We start from the raw sequence: 17,844 nt of genomic DNA, 5'->3' as shown, positions 1-17,844 counted from the left end.
TGTTATTCTCTTAATGTTCCTTGAAATTTTTGCGAGATGGCAGCAATTAAATCTTTACTGAACGAATTTAAATCAGTATCAGATAACGTCCGATCATCCGCTTGTAGCTCTATTTTAACCGCTATAGATTTTTTACCTTCAGGTAATTTATCACCGCTATAAATATCAAATAATATAACTGATTTGACAAGCTTTTTATTAAAATTATTTATATATGATATTATTTCACCGACTCTATGATCTTGATCAACAATAAATGCGTAATCTCTAAAATTAGATTGAAAATCCGATACTGCAAATTCGTCTCTTTTACCGAATTTAGCTTTTATCAACGGCAAATTTGTAATATTTAGCTCGAATGCGAATATTTCCTGATTAATATCGTAATATTTCAAGATTTTAGGGTGTATCTGCCCAAAATGACCTAATAAATTTTTACCAAGCCCTATATTTACTGCTCTGGTTGGATGATAATATTGTGGCAATGCTGCCCCATTTGTTGCTATACATTTATCTATAGATAGTCCTGCATAATCAACTACCAGCTCTAAATCACCTTTAAGATCAAAAACATCATAGCCCCGTCCAAGCGAATGAGGATTTTTATTATTATATGAACCGCTTATAATTGCCGTCAAATAAGTTGCTTCCGTATTTAAATCTACAAAACTCGGCCCAACTTCAAAAAAAGCCATATCTTTTATAGAGCGTGCTAGATTTTTACTTACTATACTTAACAAATTTGGTAGTATAGTAGGACGCATATAATTGTCTCCTATGCTAATAGAATTAAGCAAAAATAACTCTTCTTTTAATTCAGCAAACAACTTTGCATCTTCGCTACTCATAAAAGAGTTAGTTACTACCTCATCATAGCCTTTGCTTGCTAATATCCTTTTAAAACTAGATATTCTTTTATGCTCTCTTAGCTTATTATTATCTTGGTCTAGTTCGGGTAATTTTATACTCTCTATTTTATCATAGCCGTAAATACGAGCGATTTCTTCAGCTATATCTTCTAAAATAGTTATATCGTGACGCCAAGAAGGAGCTATTACCTTTATAATCTCACCTTTAACATCCGTAATAAATCCTAATTTATTTAACATAGCTTCTATCTCTTTGATATTTAATTTAATTCCTGTAATTTTTTCTAAATAGCATGCTGAAAAATCTAAAGATTTTTTTTGTGACTCTTTTTCACCGACTTTCACTACTTCCGACACTTCACCGTTTCCGCATATTGACAAAATAAGATTAGTTGCTATGTCCAAAGCCTTTTCCGTAAAATTTCTATCGATATTACGCTCATTACGATATCTAGCATCCGTATCAATTTGGAATCTTCGCCCACTAGTTGCAACCATTTTAGCATTAAAACAAGCAGCTTCGAGTATTATATTATTCGTACTATCAGTACAACTACTATCAGCCCCGCCAATGACACCAGCCAGACCTTGAATACCGCTTTCATCTTTTATAACTAAATCATTTTTGGTAAGTAAATATTCTTTGCCGTTTAGGGCGTGGAAAGTAACTGCGTCATCCTTGTCATACCGTGGCTTGACCACGGTATCCATAGAACAACTTACAGCACTAGTAATTTCATTGGATCCCGCAGTCAAGCCGCGGGATGATAATTGTTTTTCCTCGCAATGACGATTACAATGACGTGCTACAGTAATCTCTCCTTTTATCCTATCCGCATCGTAAGCATGCATAGGCTGCCCGAAGCTATAGGAAATATAATTTGTTACATCCACTAAGCTTGAAATAGTTTTTACCCCGACATTTTTTAATAATTTCCGTAACCAATCAGGGCTTGGTTTATTTTTTAAATTTCTTATTTCTCTAAAAGTAAATAACGGGCAGGCTTCTTTATCTTGCACGTTAAGCTTCATTTTAGAAATGAATGTACTCTTTATTTCCGAAATTTCTAGCTCTTTAAGTATTCCTATTCCTTTAGCTGCTAAATCTCTTGCAATGCCATAAACTCCAAGTGCATCACCTCGGTTAGGAGTAACGTTAATAATAAATACCGGATCATCTAAACCGTAATATTTAGTAAAATTCTCTCCAACCGCAGCATCTTCAGGTAGCTCTATAATCCCTTCAGACTCTGAAGCTAGCAGTAATTCCTCTTCAGAGCAAAGCATACCACAGCTTTTTTCACCTCTAATAACAGATTCCTTAATCTTAAATTTACCGTTTGGTATTTCTATTCCGATATTTGCAAGTACTACTTTTATACCTGCTCTTGCATTACTCGCACCACAAACTATTTGTAGCATACCGCTTTTAGTCTCAACATCACAAAGCTTTAATTTATCAGCTGACGGGTGAGGTTTAGTACTTGCTATATATGCTACTTCAAATTTTTGTAACTCCCCTGCCTTATCTATCACCTCTTCTACTTCAAGGCCGATAGCTGTTAGGGCCTCGGCAATTTCAATAACCGAAGCCGATGTCTCTAAAAATTGTTTTAACCATGATAAAGTAAATTTCATTTTGTTAACCCCATTGCTAAATTCGGTATATCAAATGAGGTAAAGTTATAATGTCTAAGCCAACGCATATCACCTTCAAAAAATTGTCTTAAATCTTTAATATTATATTTTAGCATCGCAAAACGCTCTATTCCAAGCCCAAAAGCAAAGCCTTGATACTCACTGCTATCGATTCCAACATTCTTAAGTACGTTTGGATGAACCATCCCGCACCCTAGCACCTCAAGCCATTTATCGTTTTTATTCATCCGAATATCAACTTCAGCAGAAGGTTCGGTAAATGGAAAAAAGCTGGGTCTAAAACGTAATTCAATATTAGAATTTTCAAAAAAGCTTTTTATAAATTCCGTGATAACATATTTTAAATGTCCCATATTGATATTTTTATCAATAACAAGCCCTTCTATTTGGTGGAACATCGGCGTATGCGTCATATCCGAATCCGATCTATAAGTCCTACCCGGTGCTATAAACCTAAAAGGCGGTTTGCCGTTTTTCATAGCTCTAATCTGCACTGTTGAGGTATGAGTACGTAATAACAGCGGCTTATTATTTTCCTGACCTTTCAAATAAAAAGTATCATGCATTTGCCTTGCGGGATGATCATCTTCAAAATTGAGAGCGGTAAAATTATGAAAATCATTCTCGATATTCGGTCCGTTTTCTATAGTAAAACCAAACTGCGAAAATACTTGTATTAACTCCTCACTACATTGTGTTATTGGATGAATAGAACCTTGTTTATATCTTCTTGCAGGGATTGTTAAATCAATTTTATCGGCAGCAAGTTTAAAATTTAGTTCCTGCTCCTCTAAAATTTCTTCTTTTGCTTTTATTATATTCTGTATTTTATCTTTTAATTTATTGATTTTTAAGCCAAATTCTTTACGTTCCTGTTCATTTAAACTACCTAATTTTTCAAGTTCACCGGTCACTATACCGTTTTTGCCTAAAAATTCTACTTTATATTCTTGCAGATCTTTTAAGCTTTGTACTAATAAGATTTTTTCCTCAGCAAGCCTTAATATTGTTTCTATATTTTCCATGATTTTCTTTATTTTATGTTAACACTGTCATCCCGTGGCTTGTCCACAGGATGACACCGAAAACGTTTTTTGATCGACGCAACAAACCTCATGAGGGAATGACAACGCACCTCATATACCCCTCTTCTATCCCCACCAACTTCGCTTTAAATATCTGCCCTATTTCTAAAGGTTTATCTAGCTTTACCGGAATAAAATTCTCGGTATGAGCAATATTATTATTCTCTACTAATAACTCCACTTTCTGCCCCATATGTTTTTTAAAGAATTCGGTCAACTGGTTTTGCCCTTCTTGCCTTAAAATTTCTGCCCTTTCTTTTCTTATATTTTTAGGTACTTGCGGCATACGTGCTGCAGGCGTCCCTTCTCTTTCCGAATAAGGGAAAACATGTAAATATTGTAATTCCGCTTCTGAAATTAATTTTCTTGTATTTTCAAACATTTCAGGGGTTTCCGTCGGGAAACCGGCTATAATATCCGCACCAAACGATACTTCCGGTCTTATTGCCCGCAGCTTTCGACAAAACTCTATTACGTTTGCTCTATTATGGCGTCTTTTCATACGTTTTAATATCATATCGTCGCCTGCTTGCAAGCTAATATGAAAATGCGGCATTATCCTTTCATTATAAGCTATAAGCTCAAAAAGTTCATCATCTATTTCAGCCACATCTATCGAAGATAATCTAAGCCTCTTTAATTCAGGGACTAAATTCAAAACTCGTTTAATCATTTGTGCGAATGTTGGACTTCCCGGCAAATCACTACCGTAAGCCGTAACATCGACACCGGTAAAAACTACTTCTTTAAAGCCGTTTAATACTAAATGCTTTACCTGCTCTGCTATAGCTCCTATTGCTACTGATCTACTTTTACCTCTACCGTAAGGGATAATACAGAAAGTACAAAAATGATCACAACCGTTTTGTACCTGAATAAAAGCACGAGATTTACCGTCAAAGCTACTTACTAAATGACTTGCCGTCTCTTTCACCGACATTATATCATTAACTGTTATTTTTTCATCGGTAATTTGGTAGTAATTAGGTAATAACTTCTCTTCATTACCTATAACTTTGTCAACTTCCGGCATATTACCGTACATTTGCGGACTTGTTTGAGCGCTACAGCCGGTAACAATAATTTTTAAATCAGGATTATTTTTTTTAGCCTTGCGGATAGCTTGTCTTGCTTGTTTCTCAGCTGCTTTAGTTACCGCACAAGTATTGAATATTGCCACATTATCGATACCCGACAATTCCAAGTTTTTTCGTATTATCTCACTTTCATAAATATTAAGTCTACAGCCAAATGTTACTACTTCTTGTCTTAAATTATTGCTCACAATAATATTCCCCACGTGCTACAAGCGTAGCTGCCCCTTGCATTATTATATTACCGTTTTCTTCTTTCATAGTAAGGTTACCGTGCTTAAATACTACCGTACTTGGTGAATGGATAAAACCGAGCTTTAAACCGGCAGCAAAACTACCGCAAGCTCCGCTTCCGCAAGCAAGCGTTAACCCTGCCCCCCGCTCCCAAACAGATAAATAGATTTTATTATCTTTTACTTTAGCAAAATTAACGTTTACCCCATCTGCGAATAATTCCTTAGCCTGCAATTTTTCACCGACAATTTTTTGATCTTGAGGTTCTAACTTACTAAAAATAACCAAATGCGGATTACCTATATCAACGCAAATAGTTTCCTTTAAATCAATCATATAACGCTCTGCAAATTCCCAAATTCTATCACGGCTTGGCATCCAAGCTTCATTAAAACTAACGCTTCCTACATTAACGCTAATATTATTTTCATCATTGACATTACATAGCAATTTTTTATTGCCTACCATTACGGTAATATCTTTCTTTCCCGTATCAAGATAAATTAACTTGGCTAAACATCTTGTAGCATTACCGCATAATTTAGCACTAGAGCCGTCTATATTATAGATAATCATCTCATAAAAATCATCATGCTCTTCATAAAGAATAAACTGATCACAACCTATACCCGTATGACGATCAGCCATATTTTTTGCTAACTGCGATAAATCATGTGAACTTGATAAATCTCGTTTGTTAACAATAACAAAATCATTACCGAGACCATGCATTTTTACAAAATTAATTTTACTAATCATAATGTTTTACATATTAGGAAATTGTATTATAGCAAATTTCTTGGAATTTGCTATAATGAAGTGATGATATATAAAAATATAGACTATTATACTAATTTACGTTTCTTAGACCCTAAAAATAACTATGCATTTTTAAAAATTTTCGGTACGGGAAAAATAAGGATATACTTATTCATTTTCTAAATGACATTTTAGGTTATACGGGAAAAGAAGTAATTACCGAAGTTACTTTTTTTAAAAACAATCCAAGATCCCGATATCGCCGCTTATAGACAATCTATAGTTGATGTATTATGTAGAGATTAAATACGGTACTCAATTTATTGTAGAGATGCAGGTCAGCAAACATCCAGGTTTTGAAAAACGAGCTCAGCTTTATGCAGCAAAGGCCTATTCAAGACAAATAATAAAAGAAGATGAAGATCATAAAAAAAATGGCAGTATATGCAAAACTTCGAGGAGTAATATTCTTAGCTATTGCCGATTTTATTTTATTTCCCGATAAAAAAGATTGGAGATCAGATTATAGATTACTTGATACTAAAACTTATGAGAACGACCTACAAGATTTTTATCTTATCTTTTTAGAGCTTGAGAAATTTAATAAAGAATTAGATCAATTAGAGAACCTTCAAGAAAAATGGGCATATTTCTTTAAACATGCACATGAAAGCACTCTAGAAGAAATGGAGAATTTGATAGGTCATGATTTTATTATTAAAAAAGCTTTTTATGCTTTGGATCAAGCTAGTTGGTCTGAAGAAGAGTTAAATACTTATGAAAAAATGATAAAAACCGAAATGGATAATCTAGCCGTAGAAGGGCAGAAAATTATGAATGCTGAAGCTAAAGGGGAAGCCAGAGGAGAAGCAAGACAAAAAATTTCTATAGCTAAAAAAATGCTAGCAAAAAATAAACCTTTAGATGAAATTATAGATTTTACCGGTTTAACAGAAAAAGAAATCGAACAATTAAAGTAATGAAGATCCTTAATATTATGCTAAGTCGTGACCTTGGCGGCATTCAACAAGCATTTTTAGATTATAACGCAGCTCTTGGGATGCAAAAAATTGAGGTTATAAATATCACTTCTTACAAGGCAAAAATAAATTCCTTTCTACACAAACAAAACTTAAAACTACCTAATATAGTACCGTTTGATTTACTCTCGGTACTTATTCTTAAATATATAATTCATAAGACTAAGCCCGATATAATTATAGCACACGGTAATAGAGCAATAAATTTTAGTAAATTTGCTAAATCACAAAATATAAAATTAATCGGTATCGCTCATAATTATATTTTAAAAGGACTACGTAAATGTGATTTTGTTATTGCCTTGACGCATCATATGAAAGAATTTTTACTAAAAAATAACTTTGTCGAATCTAGGATATGCATCCTACCGAATATGATAAATTTTGCTAAAGACTTCACTTCAAATAAAACATATAGAAAACCTATCGTAATTGGTGTACTAGCAAGATTTGTAGCTAAAAAAGGTGTTGATGTTTTTATTAATGCTATAAAAATTTTAAAAGAAAAAAAATATGATATTCAAGCTGTGATAGGTGGAAGCGGCGAGGAAAAAGATAATTTAATTGCTTTAGCACGTAAACTTAATTTACAAGATCAAATATCATTTACGGGATGGGTTAACAATAGAGATAAATTCTTTAAACAAATAGATATTTTTTGTTTACCGTCTCTTCATGAACCGTTTGGAATTATAGTGCTTGAAGCAATGGAGGCAAGCGTGCCTATCGTTAGTACGGATACTGAAGGACCTGCAGAAATTCTAACACACCTACAAGACGGGCTTATTTGTAAAGCCGGCTCTAGCGAAGATTTAGCAGAAAAAATTGTCTATCTAATAGAGAACCCTATAAAAGCAAAAGAATTTTCTAAAAACGCCTACCTTACTCTCAAACAAAATTATGACATTAAAGTTGTTTCTGAAAAGTTACAGCATATTTTAGAAAGCTTCAGATAAGATGAATTTAAGGGGGAGCCTGCACAGCGTATAAAAATACGTGAGCACAGGCGAATCCTGTAAAATTCGCTTATATCAAGCTTTCTAAAATATGCTGTAGCAACATTATTACGTAATTATAAAAATAGTTAGTTGAAAAAATAATAGTCTATATTGACATAGCGGTTTAAAGATTCATAATTAATATTAAATAATATTAATTATGAATCTACTGAAGAGTTTTATGTCATTCCTGCGTGGATCAAAAAAAGTACTCGGTGTCATACCGTGGCTTGACCACGGTATCCAGAAAATAACTTATTATATACGTTGTTTTAGCTTTTTTAACTGGACCCCGTGGTCAAACCACGGGGGGTGACGATGGGGGAACTGGATTCTCGCTTTCGCAGGAATGACATAAAAAGAGCTAAGAATAACATACCGGTTATATCAATTTTTATATTCCTATTATGCAGCTGCAGTGCAAAACACGATAATATTCCCACTTCAGTGCCCTATTTATATAAGGTTTAATAACTCTTGCAACCTTCCTTCCTCTCTATTCCTTATCCATAATCGGGGTTACTATTGATTACTTTTCTTTATATATTCCTTTGGAATATATTGTTCAATATAATCAAAATCAGATGCTTTTTGTAATAAGTATGGTGATAAAAATTTTAACGATTCTTTACCACTTTTTTTAGCCAATAAATAAGTAATACATATAATAGCATCGCTTAACTTGTTACATAATTCTTTTGTTTGATCTGTAAGCTGTTGCTTTGCTGATTCAACAACTTTTAATGCTTCTAATACCTGGTCTTTTGTTTCTGCTATCTCATAGGCTTTTTAAGTTTTTTTATAACATCTAATTTCTTTGCTAATTCATTTATTTCAATAACAATAGGGTTTTGAAGGCCTTTTATAGAGGTAAGACTAGCAGTACTTACTGAAAGTTTACTTTTCATAATATACCTATTAATAAAAAGTAAATTATTGTTATACCATGGCTTGACTATTTCATCCCGTGGTCAAGCCACGAGATGACAGCAAAGAAGTCTGGATTTCTGCGATCAACGGAATAATATATATTATATCGAACAAGCATTACTGCCGTTATCATCATCTTCACGGATAAATTTTTGCTTTACCTTAGAATTATTATTATACGGCTTACTATTTTTTACCGGTGGATAATTTACAGGCTCATAATTTGTAACGGGCGGTGCATAATTTTGGTTTACCGTAGCATTTGGACAAGTATATTTTGATATATCACGCTTAGTTTCTCTAAGCATTGCTTTTATCTGATTTAATTCCTCTTGCATCTTTTTTTCTTTATCACTATCGTCTTTTCTAACCTTTTTATTCGCTCTACTTAAAGTCATATCATCATCGGATTCAGCGAAGCCGGCTTCTGCTTTTTGCCTTGCTATATCCCTTTTAATCATCTTAAGATACATTTCACGATTTCTCTTTACAGGATCGATTCTTTCTCCTCTTAAAGGACTATCATAGTCATCATCATCGTCGTTATCATAATCAAGATTATCTTCTACTATATTCTTTTTAGCCAAAGTAATATATTTATTATTATATACAGGTTTTCTCTTGCCGCCTTTAGCACCTTTACTATCAACCAATCTATTATTTGCGGATCTTTGAAAATAGCTTCTAAAATTATCTGTACAAGCTGAAAGTAAAAACATTCCTAAAAATAATATTATAATTTTTTTTAACATATATTTATATTCCAAAACTTTTATTAGACTTCCTGTATAACGTAGCTAATAAGGAGGAATTTGTAGGAGACACGGAACGCAGTACCGCGTACGCTTTGGTACGTGAGGATACGAGTACCGGATCGACGCACAAATTACCCTTAGAAGCAAGTTATGCAGGAAGTCTATTATGATTAATGCCACATAATAGCCAAACTTGCAAGAATAAAGAGCCGGACTGCTATGTACTTAATTAAATTATTGTTATTCTGAGGTATTTTTGGTCTTGTTGTATGTCTTCCACCCCATCATTGCGAGCGACTAAAAGGAGCGTGGCAATCTCAGGACTTTAGCACGAGATTGCTTCGTCAAAACTTACAGTTTTTCCTCGCAATGACGGAAAACAAAACTTAAATCACCTCTTCTATTAGGTTACTTAATAGCTTATGCCCTTCTTTTCTTCTTTTTAATAAATTTTGTGAAGCATCCTCTAATATCTTAGGATTACTTATCAAATCGAGTATTTTATCTGCTAATTTTCCTGCAGAAATATTATTCTGCTCTAAACACCATCCTGCTTTTTTATCTTCCAATAATTTTGCATTGTAGTATTGATGATTATCCGCAGCACTAGGCAGTGGAATAAAAATTGCCGGCAACCCTATATAGGTCAATTCTTCTATAGTAGATGCTCCTGCTCTTGAAATCACTAAATCGGCTTCTTTATATTGCAATGCCATATTCTCAAAAAATTCGGCAAATTCATAATTAATGTTTAATTTCGAGTATATATCTTTTATTTTTACTTGATCATCTAATGCTGCTTGCTGGATTATATTTAATTCAAGACCTGGCTGTTTTTGCATTAAAATTTGGATACTTGCAGGTATCAGCTCTGAAAATAACTTGGCTCCTTGACTACCGCCAAAGATGAATATAGTAAAGATATTATCAGTGGAAGGCTTGTCACCCCGTGGCTTGACCACGGGGTCCAAAAAGTCTTTAATAAAACCACTGGACCCCGTGGTCAAGCCACGGGGTGACATTATATCCCTAATATTCTCTCTAACTACCCCACCGGTAACTACTATTTTACTTTTTGCAAATTCCGGTAAATTCTTTATTTCTTCATAAGAAATAGCTATCTTTTTAGTAAAGCTTGCAAAAAATTTATTAACTTTTCCAAGGTAAAAATTCTGTTCATGAATTATAATCGGTACTCTTAAAAAAATTGCCGCAAACATTGGAGCTATAACAGGATAACCGCCAAATCCTATAATAGCTGAAGACCTGATATTATATAATAATCTAATAGCCTTTAAAACTGCAATTGATAACCTAGGTAAAAACAAGAAAATATTACCTGAGCGTTTTAAATCTAGGATATGAAAAATTACTTTCATATCCTGTTTTATATATTTTTTGCATCTTAAATCAGTAATAAAATGAACTTCATACCCACGTTTCACTAACTCTTCCCCAAGAGCGACTGCCGGAAAAAAATGTCCCCCCGTCCCTCCTGCTACCAAAATGATTTTTTTCATATTTCAATATTACGAATTTTGTACGAATTTAACGGCGTTCGGTGTCTTGTAAAACCAAGAAGCATACCGGTAGCGATAGCTATTGCAAGCGTTGAAGAACCACCGTAACTAATAAACGGCAATGTCATACCTTTAGTAGGAAGTAAATGTAAAGTCACACCCATATTAATTATTGCCTGAAGCCCTAATTGTGCAATTATACCGCTAGCAGCGAATTGTACAAATTTATCTGTTTCATTTAATAACTTAATAAGACTTCTTAATACTATAAAAGCAAATATACCTATAACAATCAGGCAAATAATAGCCCCAAACTCCTCACCAGCTACGGCAAAAATAAAGTCCGTATGGGAATCGGGTAGTACCTGCTTTACTGCTCCCTCCCCTGGACCGCGTCCATATAAACCGCCATGCTCAAAAGCCTTAAGAGACTTACTAACTTGATAATTCTCGCTACTATCGGGATCTAAAAATGAATTAATTCTTTGCGTTACGTGAGGTAACCAAAAATAAGCAATAGTTACTCCTATCATTCCTAAAAAACCCGCTAGAACAATCCAAAATATCGGCATACCTGCAATAAACAGCTGAATACCAAAAACTGCCGTAATCATTACAAGCATTCCAAAATCCGGCTGAATAATTAAGAGAATAGCAACAATAGAATAAAGTATTACACAAATCGTAAAACTTGGAAAATCATCATTAAATTTTAGCGATAATATCCAGCCCGTAACAACTGCAAAAAACGGTTTGATAAATTCCGAAGGTTGAATAGATAGACCTAGAATATTAATCCATCGCACTGCTCCTTTTACTTCATAGCCAAAAAATTTAACTGCTACTAATAAAACTATACTAGCAATAAACCCAACTATTGCAAAACGCCTTAACCATTTCTTATTAAGACATGAAAATAATAATATAAGCCCTGAAGCGGCAGCTAAATAAAATATTTGTCTAGATGCAAAATAACTTTCTTCAAGACCTATTCTACTTGCTACTGCTGAACCTGAGGTAGTAACAAGCATTAGACTAAAAGCAAATAAGATAATTAAAGAAATTATTATTTGCCTATCGGTACTCCGCCACCATAATTTTATAAAGTTATTAGATATTTCGTTATTCAAATTTTCCCTATTCTTTTATGGCTATATTGATGATGTTATTGCATGGATCGGAAAATACACTCGATGTCACCCCGTGGCTTGACCACGGTATCCAGAAAAACAATAAAAAATACTAATATTATTAGTATTTTTAACTAGACCCCGTGGTCAAGCCACGGGGTGACAGTATACTACACAATTTTATAAACAACTCTCCACGCTCTTCAAAATTTTTAAACTGATCATATGAACTACAACTAGGTGCTAACAAGATATTTTTTACCTCCGCATTATCACCTATTGCATCCTTATAAGCAAGATCGAAGGCTTGCTCAAGATCATCACATATTACAAAATCTACTATATTCTTAGCAGTATTTGCAAATATTTCTTTAGCTTGACCATAAAAATAAGCTTTCTTAATTTTACTGAAATAAGGCTTTATTTCCTCAATACCACCCCCTTTAGGGGTTCCTCCAGCAAGCCAATAAATATTATCTAGTGCTTTAATTGATTGCACGGCAGATATGGCATTTGTTGCTTTACTATCATTGTAAAAACTTATATTATTTATACTACCGATATATTGCATTCTATGAGGTAAACTTTGAAAACTACTTATAGACTCAATTATTTTTTTAGGTTCTACTCCTATTATTTTAGCTACTGCATAACTTGCTGCAATATTCTCATAATTGTGAAGTCCTTGCAAATTTTTATTAAACGATAATTTATAACTTATATCATTATCTTTAATTTTATCATCAACTACCAAAATACCGTTTTCAAGAATTTTAGTAACCGAAAAAGGAATTAGTTTTATACGCTGCTCTTGCTGTAATAGCATAAAAATCTTACGACAATAATCATTATCGATATTAATTACTGCATAACTCTTTTTATCCATTCGATCGAAAATCTTAGATTTTGCTGCAATATAACCGGTCATGTCTTGATGTCTATCCAAATGGTCGGGAGTTATATTAAGAAGCACTGCTATTTTAGCTGTAAAGGTTTTTACTAGATCTAGCTGAAAAGAAGACAATTCAAGTACATACCCATCCTTACTTGCTTTAGCTTGCAAAGCAGAAATTCCAATATTACCGGCAACCGGATAGTCTAAACCGTTACTATTTAAGATATGGCTTATTAAAGCAGTAGTAGTACTTTTACCATTTGTACCAGTTACGGCGATAAAGTTTAAATTTCTTGATTTTTCAAATAATAAGTCTATATCGGAAGTGATTGGAATATTAAAATTTTTTGCAATCTTGACTATCTCATGCGTTAAAGGAATTCCAGGACTTAAGACAATTTTATCTAAATTTTGCCATCTTGAATCAGATAAAGCAGCAATAGCGGTTTTACTATATAATTCTTCAAATATATCTCTATTTGCTTTTAAATCATCATAAACAATTACATCATATTTATTTTGCAATTCCTCGTAAACTGATATACCGGTTTTACCAAGCCCAAAAACACCTATTTTCTGTTTTTTATGAGAATTCATGAGTAACTTAACCCCGATTATGGATAAGAAATACATGGTTTATTAGGTTTAAGTTGGTAAGCAATAAGAGCAGAGAATAGAGAAGTAAAGAAATTAATAGGTGATCGATGTCTGGAAGGAGTAATATTAAAATTCTCTTTTATGTAGCCAAAAATGGTTTCGATAATGAATCTCTTCCTTAAAAGGATTTTATCCAAAAGAGGTAATAAATAGTTTTTCATATCCTTTCTTATTCCGGTAATTTTTATTAAACCTTGCTTATAAAGTTTTGTAAACATTTTTTCTGAAATAAACCCCTTATCATCATAACACTTACCTTTTAGACCTTTTTGATAACCATTGCTTCAAATGCAATTCTGTCATCAACATTACCTTTGGTAATTTTAACAGCAATAATTTCTCCCTTATCATTGATTATCATATGAAGCTTGAATCCAAAAAACCAATCGACAGAACTACGTCCCATTTTTGCAAGATTATTAAAAGTTCTGTTAGAATTAATTCTGATATTTTTACATACTGCAAAATGTGTGGAATCTGCATAATAAATTCCCGTTCTTTTCCCACTTAAGTAATGTAACATCACAATCAATGGCAGAAATAATGAAGGAATAAGCTGAACAAATCTCTCATAACAAGGTGGATTCCTGAACAAATTACCATTAATAATAAAGTTTTGGTAATAAGCTTTTAAATGTTTATATGCACTAAAATGGTAAAAATCATTATTGAGAGTTCTTCACTTAAGGAAAGCTTACCTTCTCTAAATCTTTGCTTATTACTTTTCAGCAATTGATGTTTTACCCATTTCTCATAAATTTTACAAAATTTATCTACTATACAAAATATTGTAGTATATTTACACATGTTATTAAACCTTTATTTTATTCCTTCAGTGCCCTATTTATATAAGGTTTAATAACTCTTGCAACCTTCCTTCCTCTCTATTCCTTATCCATAATCGGGGTTAACTTATATGTCATTCCCGCGAAAGCGGGAATCTAGAAAAAATAACCTTAATATTGATACAAAATTTATATATTTGATAAAATAAACCTATAAAAAACAAGTTTTTTATAGGTTTTGCTGGATTCCCGCCTTCGCGGGAATGACAGCGAGGGCTTTTTAAAAACTGTCCACTATAAACAAACCACGGGATGACATGACTCAGAACCTTAATCCATGTCCTGCATTAATGCTTGTTCACCTTCATTAAATTCATCTTGTCCTTTTATATTATTATAAGTTGGTTTACTATTCCCAGGATCAGGTAAATAATAATGAGGCGGAACTTCTAGTGCTTTAGCACGCTGTACTTGATACTCATTAGGTCCGGCTGTTGATATACCTACGGTTTCTTTTAACTTTTTACTACAAGCAGAAGTAATTAATAAAACAGTAAATAATAAAAAAATCTTTTTCACTTAAACACCTATAAATTAAAATTATATTAGACTCCTTGCAAAATGAACTTCTAGAGGTAATTTGTACGTCAATCCGGTATCGAATCCTCACGTAGATCTACTACGCTACGGTTCTGCGTTCCGTGTTTCCTTCAAATTCCTATCTATAAGTTTAATTTTGCAAGGAGTCTATTTTATCGTTACCACCCTTATCGGTATTACGAATTTTTTCAGCCATAGCTTCAATTTGAGCATTATCATAATTCCCTTTAGCCTTTTCTTCAATAACTTTTTTAGTACGATAATAATCTTCTATTAAGATAATTACTCCTATTGTAATAAAGCAATCAGCTAAATTAAATACGGGGAAGCTATAATTCTGATAATGAAAATGGATGAAGTCAAAAACTGCTCCTCTAAAAAATCTATCAATTAGATTACCAACAGATCCGCCGATTACAAAGCTATAACCGGCAAAGCTTCCGATCGTTTTTGAACGTATCATCAAATAATATAAATAACAGACAATAATCGTGTTCGTTATTAAGAAAATAGCATTGCTATATTGATAATATTCACGCATTAGACCAAAGCTAATACCGTAATTCCAAGTATAAACCATATTTAAGAAAGAAGTAACCTTAAGCATTAAGCCCGGCTTCCATCTCAAATTATCAATAAACCACCATTTACTTAACTGATCAATAATCACTAAGGTTATTATTATACGACTACTACGAGCGAATGTTAGATATAGGAGTAGGGACATAGATGTTTTGTGAATATTTTTGCGTGGATACCTAATCGTCATTGCGAGAAAATTACGAAGTAATTGACGAAGCAATCTCAGGAGTTTGTTATTATTTCATGAGATTGCCACGCAGCCTACGGCTGCTCGCAATGACGACTATCCTACAATGAAACTGTGGCTGCTTTCTCTACTTGCAATTCCTTATCAAGCTTAACATTTAAAGTTTTTATTTCTTTTTTAAATTGTTTAAATTTCTCTAAATTTTTTCCGTTTAATTCTATACCCGGTGTTGTTTTAACTGACATAGGATTAACATGTTTGCCGTCAATTTTAACTTCATAATGTAAATGTGGACCTGTAGCTCTGCCGGTACTTCCGACATATGCGATGATTTGTCCTTGTTTTACGATACTTCCCACTTTTAAATTTTTTGCAAAATTTGAAGCATGAGCATAAGCAGTAGATAGCGTACCGCTATGTTTTACCTGAATAAAATTTCCATAACCCGACTTCCAACCTATTTCCGTTATAACTCCGTTTCCTGCGGAATATATAGGCGTACCGGTTGGAGCTGCAAAGTCAACTCCCTTATGCATTTTAGTATAACCGAGTATCGGATGCTTTCTATTACCGTAATGTGAAGAAACTTTTATAACTTTTAGCGGAGTTTTAAGTAAGCTTCTTTTTACGCTTTTACCGTCTTCGGAAAAAAATGCATGATTATTTGCGTTACTGTCATGGGAATAACGATATATATTATATTCTTTCCCTGAAAGATTTAATGAAACATATAGAATTTTACCGTGGTGGGAAAATTTACCGTCTTCCGTTACGTATTTTTCCGTTATTACGGTTGCGATATCACCGCTTTTTATTTGACGCTGAAAATCGATTTGATAAGCATAAGCATTAATCAGCTCTATTATACTATTATTCGATAAGCCCAGTTTTTTAAGGGCTGACATAAAATTTGATTCAATACTTACCGACGATTTGGCAACTTTTTTACTTAAAGGTACTACAATTTCTTCAACTTTAAAATTATCACCTTCTCTAATTACTTCAATAGTTTTTAGCTTATCGATAATTATAACGATTTTATTTAAGAATGTTACCTCTGAGGTTAAATCTTCATCTTCGTTTTCGGTAATTTTTGTTTCATATTCAAAAGTAATTTGCTGCCCTATTTTAAGAGCAGAAGATAATTTACCTTCTTTTACTAAACTTACAATTTTTTCTATTTCATTTTTAGGGATATTTTGTTCTATCAAAATTGACTTTATAGTATCGCCTTTTTTTACTACTACTTCTTTAAAGGAAATTGTTTCTTCTTCACTATTATCAGGTTGTACTAAAGTTATGGATAAAGTGTCGTTAACATAATTATTAACAGCAAAAGAGACAAAAATAACTAATGCTATAAATAATAATAAGGAGGCAGAGGTGAGGATTTTCCTGAGACGTGCACTAATAAAAGATGATGGTAATATGCCATTAAAATCATAAGATAGTGCAGTATCATTCATTAAAATTGCTCTGAATATTATTTGAATCAATTTTTCATTACTAATAATAGTATGAACTATATACGAACAAATTACAATAGAAAATTGTAAAATTTTGTTTTATTTCTGTTTTATTAGTTTTTTATTGCTTAAAACTAAATTTTTTATATAAGTTAATTTTCGTTAACTTAATATAGATGAAGATTATGCCTAGACTTTTCCTATTTTTATTAATTTTTATAAATCTTATGTCCTGCTCATCTAACCATAATGCTGTCAAATTACCCAAAATAGAATATTATGAGAATATTTCTTTAAATAAAAACTGTCCTATAAATAGTGAAATAGTTCTAGTAGGCGGTTGTTTTGATTTATTACATTACGGTCATATAGAATTTCTACGCAAAGCTAAAAAACACGGTAAATACTTAATCGTTGCTTTAGAACCGGATGAAACAATTATTAAATATAAAAAACGTCAACCTATCCATAATCAATTACAACGAGCAAAAATTTTAAGTTCTTTCACATTTGTTGATAAAGTACTTATATTACCTAAACTAAAAGAGATTACGCTCGGTTAGTGCAAAATATTTGTCCTTCTGTAATAGCTGTAACAA

18 protein-coding genes and 2 pseudogenes are annotated in these 17,844 nt (G+C 32.7%); 6 read left to right on the top strand and 14 right to left on the bottom strand.

The window, feature by feature from the left end; genetic code table 11:
• Positions 1–2: 2 nt before the first annotated feature.
• The 4 genes from pheT to dapF form a co-directional block, all read right to left on the bottom strand.
• The gene (gene pheT, locus RMONA_RS04325; RefSeq protein ID WP_023507818.1) at positions 3–2,507 is read right to left on the bottom strand and encodes a phenylalanine--tRNA ligase subunit beta; all 2,505 of its coding nucleotides are present in this window, start codon (positions 2,505–2,507) and stop codon (positions 3–5) included.
• Positions 2,504–3,553 (bottom strand): phenylalanine--tRNA ligase subunit alpha, encoded by a 1,050-nt coding sequence (pheS, locus tag RMONA_RS04320; RefSeq protein ID WP_023507817.1) that lies wholly within the window; start codon positions 3,551–3,553, stop codon positions 2,504–2,506. The genes pheT and pheS overlap by 4 nt, the downstream gene beginning before the upstream one ends.
• A gap of 88 nt (positions 3,554–3,641) precedes the next feature.
• Positions 3,642–4,913 (bottom strand): tRNA (N(6)-L-threonylcarbamoyladenosine(37)-C(2))-methylthiotransferase MtaB, encoded by a 1,272-nt coding sequence (mtaB, locus tag RMONA_RS04315; RefSeq protein ID WP_096001026.1) that lies wholly within the window; start codon positions 4,911–4,913, stop codon positions 3,642–3,644.
• Positions 4,888–5,700, bottom strand: coding sequence for a diaminopimelate epimerase (gene dapF, locus RMONA_RS04310; protein WP_023507815.1), 813 nt, complete (start codon positions 5,698–5,700; stop codon positions 4,888–4,890). Before dapF ends, mtaB begins: the two co-directional genes overlap by 26 nt.
• 63 nt (positions 5,701–5,763) lie before the next feature.
• Here dapF and RMONA_RS11630 point away from each other — a divergent pair.
• The 3 genes and pseudogenes from RMONA_RS11630 to RMONA_RS10350 all read left to right on the top strand — a co-directional run bounded on the left by RMONA_RS11630 (position 5,764) and on the right by RMONA_RS10350 (position 8,054).
• Positions 5,764–6,680 (top strand): annotated as a pseudogene (locus tag RMONA_RS11630) (Rpn family recombination-promoting nuclease/putative transposase).
• Positions 6,680–7,696: a glycosyltransferase family 4 protein gene (locus tag RMONA_RS04300; RefSeq protein ID WP_023507813.1), complete on the top strand. Its 1,017-nt coding sequence runs from the start codon at positions 6,680–6,682 to the stop codon at positions 7,694–7,696. The pseudogene RMONA_RS11630 and the gene RMONA_RS04300 overlap by 1 nt, the downstream one beginning before the upstream one ends.
• Positions 7,697–7,898: 202 nt before the next feature.
• Complete coding sequence (locus RMONA_RS10350; RefSeq protein ID WP_242402801.1) at positions 7,899–8,054, top strand: hypothetical protein; 156 nt, start codon at positions 7,899–7,901, stop codon at positions 8,052–8,054.
• Between the two features lie 457 nt (positions 8,055–8,511).
• Here the strand turns inward: RMONA_RS10350 and RMONA_RS10920 are convergent, their stop codons facing one another.
• Together RMONA_RS10920 and RMONA_RS04295 are read right to left on the bottom strand one after the other, a co-directional pair.
• The gene (locus tag RMONA_RS10920) at positions 8,512–8,646 is read right to left on the bottom strand and encodes a hypothetical protein (RefSeq protein WP_023507812.1); all 135 of its coding nucleotides are present in this window, start codon (positions 8,644–8,646) and stop codon (positions 8,512–8,514) included.
• Positions 8,647–8,769: 123 nt separating this feature from the next.
• Positions 8,770–9,420 (bottom strand): hypothetical protein, encoded by a 651-nt coding sequence (locus RMONA_RS04295; protein WP_008579795.1) that lies wholly within the window; start codon positions 9,418–9,420, stop codon positions 8,770–8,772.
• 8 nt (positions 9,421–9,428) lie between these two features.
• Between RMONA_RS04295 and RMONA_RS08335 the strand changes: the two are divergent.
• Positions 9,429–9,590, top strand: a pseudogene (locus RMONA_RS08335) (palindromic element RPE1 domain-containing protein); the annotation flags it as partial.
• A 219-nt stretch (positions 9,591–9,809) separates the two neighbouring features.
• Here the strand turns inward: RMONA_RS08335 and murG are convergent.
• Complete coding sequence (gene murG / locus RMONA_RS04290) at positions 9,810–10,943, bottom strand: undecaprenyldiphospho-muramoylpentapeptide beta-N-acetylglucosaminyltransferase (RefSeq protein ID WP_023507810.1); 1,134 nt, start codon at positions 10,941–10,943, stop codon at positions 9,810–9,812.
• On the bottom strand, positions 10,940–12,073 hold the full coding sequence (gene ftsW / locus RMONA_RS04285) for a putative lipid II flippase FtsW (protein WP_023507809.1): 1,134 nt from the start codon (positions 12,071–12,073) through the stop codon (positions 10,940–10,942). Before ftsW ends, murG begins: the two co-directional genes overlap by 4 nt.
• A 17-nt stretch (positions 12,074–12,090) precedes the next feature.
• Here ftsW and RMONA_RS11445 point away from each other — a divergent pair, with 17 nt between their 5' ends.
• Positions 12,091–12,189: a permease gene (locus RMONA_RS11445; protein ID WP_233419025.1), complete on the top strand. Its 99-nt coding sequence runs from the start codon at positions 12,091–12,093 to the stop codon at positions 12,187–12,189.
• 14 nt (positions 12,190–12,203) lie between these two features.
• On the opposite strand, the gene murD is transcribed toward RMONA_RS11445, so the two are convergent.
• The 6 genes from murD to RMONA_RS04255 all read right to left on the bottom strand — a co-directional run bounded on the left by murD (position 12,204) and on the right by RMONA_RS04255 (position 17,245).
• A complete protein-coding gene (murD, locus tag RMONA_RS04280; RefSeq protein WP_023507808.1) occupies positions 12,204–13,565 on the bottom strand; it encodes a UDP-N-acetylmuramoyl-L-alanine--D-glutamate ligase in 1,362 nt (453 codons plus the stop codon).
• A 17-nt stretch (positions 13,566–13,582) separates the two neighbouring features.
• The gene (locus RMONA_RS04275; protein WP_046058373.1) at positions 13,583–13,855 is read right to left on the bottom strand and encodes a transposase; all 273 of its coding nucleotides are present in this window, start codon (positions 13,853–13,855) and stop codon (positions 13,583–13,585) included.
• Positions 13,856–13,884: 29 nt separating this feature from the next.
• Complete coding sequence (locus tag RMONA_RS04270) at positions 13,885–14,148, bottom strand: transposase (RefSeq protein WP_023507103.1); 264 nt, start codon at positions 14,146–14,148, stop codon at positions 13,885–13,887.
• A 592-nt stretch (positions 14,149–14,740) separates the two neighbouring features.
• Positions 14,741–14,989 (bottom strand): DUF3035 domain-containing protein, encoded by a 249-nt coding sequence (locus tag RMONA_RS04265; RefSeq protein ID WP_023507807.1) that lies wholly within the window; start codon positions 14,987–14,989, stop codon positions 14,741–14,743.
• Positions 14,990–15,140: 151 nt separating this feature from the next.
• Positions 15,141–15,737 (bottom strand): signal peptidase II, encoded by a 597-nt coding sequence (gene lspA / locus RMONA_RS04260; RefSeq protein WP_023507806.1) that lies wholly within the window; start codon positions 15,735–15,737, stop codon positions 15,141–15,143.
• Between the two features lie 143 nt (positions 15,738–15,880).
• Positions 15,881–17,245: a M23 family metallopeptidase gene (locus RMONA_RS04255; RefSeq protein WP_023507805.1), complete on the bottom strand. Its 1,365-nt coding sequence runs from the start codon at positions 17,243–17,245 to the stop codon at positions 15,881–15,883.
• 185 nt (positions 17,246–17,430) lie between these two features.
• Between RMONA_RS04255 and RMONA_RS04250 the strand changes: the two genes are divergently transcribed.
• Positions 17,431–17,808 (top strand): adenylyltransferase/cytidyltransferase family protein, encoded by a 378-nt coding sequence (locus RMONA_RS04250; RefSeq protein WP_023507804.1) that lies wholly within the window; start codon positions 17,431–17,433, stop codon positions 17,806–17,808.
• The last annotated feature ends 36 nt before the right edge of the window (positions 17,809–17,844 follow it).

Source organism: Rickettsia monacensis, assembly GCF_000499665.2.
In the GTDB taxonomy this organism is placed as follows: domain Bacteria; phylum Pseudomonadota; class Alphaproteobacteria; order Rickettsiales; family Rickettsiaceae; genus Rickettsia; species Rickettsia tamurae.
The sequence above is the reverse complement of the archived record's forward strand: the minus strand, read 5'-3'. Positions and strand labels throughout refer to the sequence as shown.

What these genes read in the sequence shown, in the direction of transcription:
- RMONA_RS04250 (WP_023507804.1), top strand. Translation starts at nt 17,431, where the DNA reads ATGCCTAGACTTTTCCTATTTTTATTAATTTTTATAAATCTTATGTCC.
- lspA (WP_023507806.1), bottom strand. Translation starts at nt 15,737, where the DNA reads ATGTCCCTACTCCTATATCTAACATTCGCTCGTAGTAGTCGTATAATA.
- RMONA_RS04295 (WP_008579795.1), bottom strand. Translation starts at nt 9,420, where the DNA reads ATGTTAAAAAAAATTATAATATTATTTTTAGGAATGTTTTTACTTTCA.
- murD (WP_023507808.1), bottom strand. Translation starts at nt 13,565, where the DNA reads ATGAATTCTCATAAAAAACAGAAAATAGGTGTTTTTGGGCTTGGTAAA.
- RMONA_RS10920 (WP_023507812.1), bottom strand. Translation starts at nt 8,646, where the DNA reads ATGAAAAGTAAACTTTCAGTAAGTACTGCTAGTCTTACCTCTATAAAA.
- RMONA_RS04270 (WP_023507103.1), bottom strand. Translation starts at nt 14,148, where the DNA reads ATGTTACATTACTTAAGTGGGAAAAGAACGGGAATTTATTATGCAGAT.
- dapF (WP_023507815.1), bottom strand. Translation starts at nt 5,700, where the DNA reads ATGATTAGTAAAATTAATTTTGTAAAAATGCATGGTCTCGGTAATGAT.
- RMONA_RS04300 (WP_023507813.1), top strand. Translation starts at nt 6,680, where the DNA reads ATGAAGATCCTTAATATTATGCTAAGTCGTGACCTTGGCGGCATTCAA.
- murG (WP_023507810.1), bottom strand. Translation starts at nt 10,943, where the DNA reads ATGAAAAAAATCATTTTGGTAGCAGGAGGGACGGGGGGACATTTTTTT.
- pheT (WP_023507818.1), bottom strand. Translation starts at nt 2,507, where the DNA reads ATGAAATTTACTTTATCATGGTTAAAACAATTTTTAGAGACATCGGCT.
- RMONA_RS10350 (WP_242402801.1), top strand. Translation starts at nt 7,899, where the DNA reads ATGAATCTACTGAAGAGTTTTATGTCATTCCTGCGTGGATCAAAAAAA.
- pheS (WP_023507817.1), bottom strand. Translation starts at nt 3,553, where the DNA reads ATGGAAAATATAGAAACAATATTAAGGCTTGCTGAGGAAAAAATCTTA.
- RMONA_RS11445 (WP_233419025.1), top strand. Translation starts at nt 12,091, where the DNA reads ATGGCTATATTGATGATGTTATTGCATGGATCGGAAAATACACTCGAT.
- RMONA_RS04255 (WP_023507805.1), bottom strand. Translation starts at nt 17,245, where the DNA reads ATGAATGATACTGCACTATCTTATGATTTTAATGGCATATTACCATCA.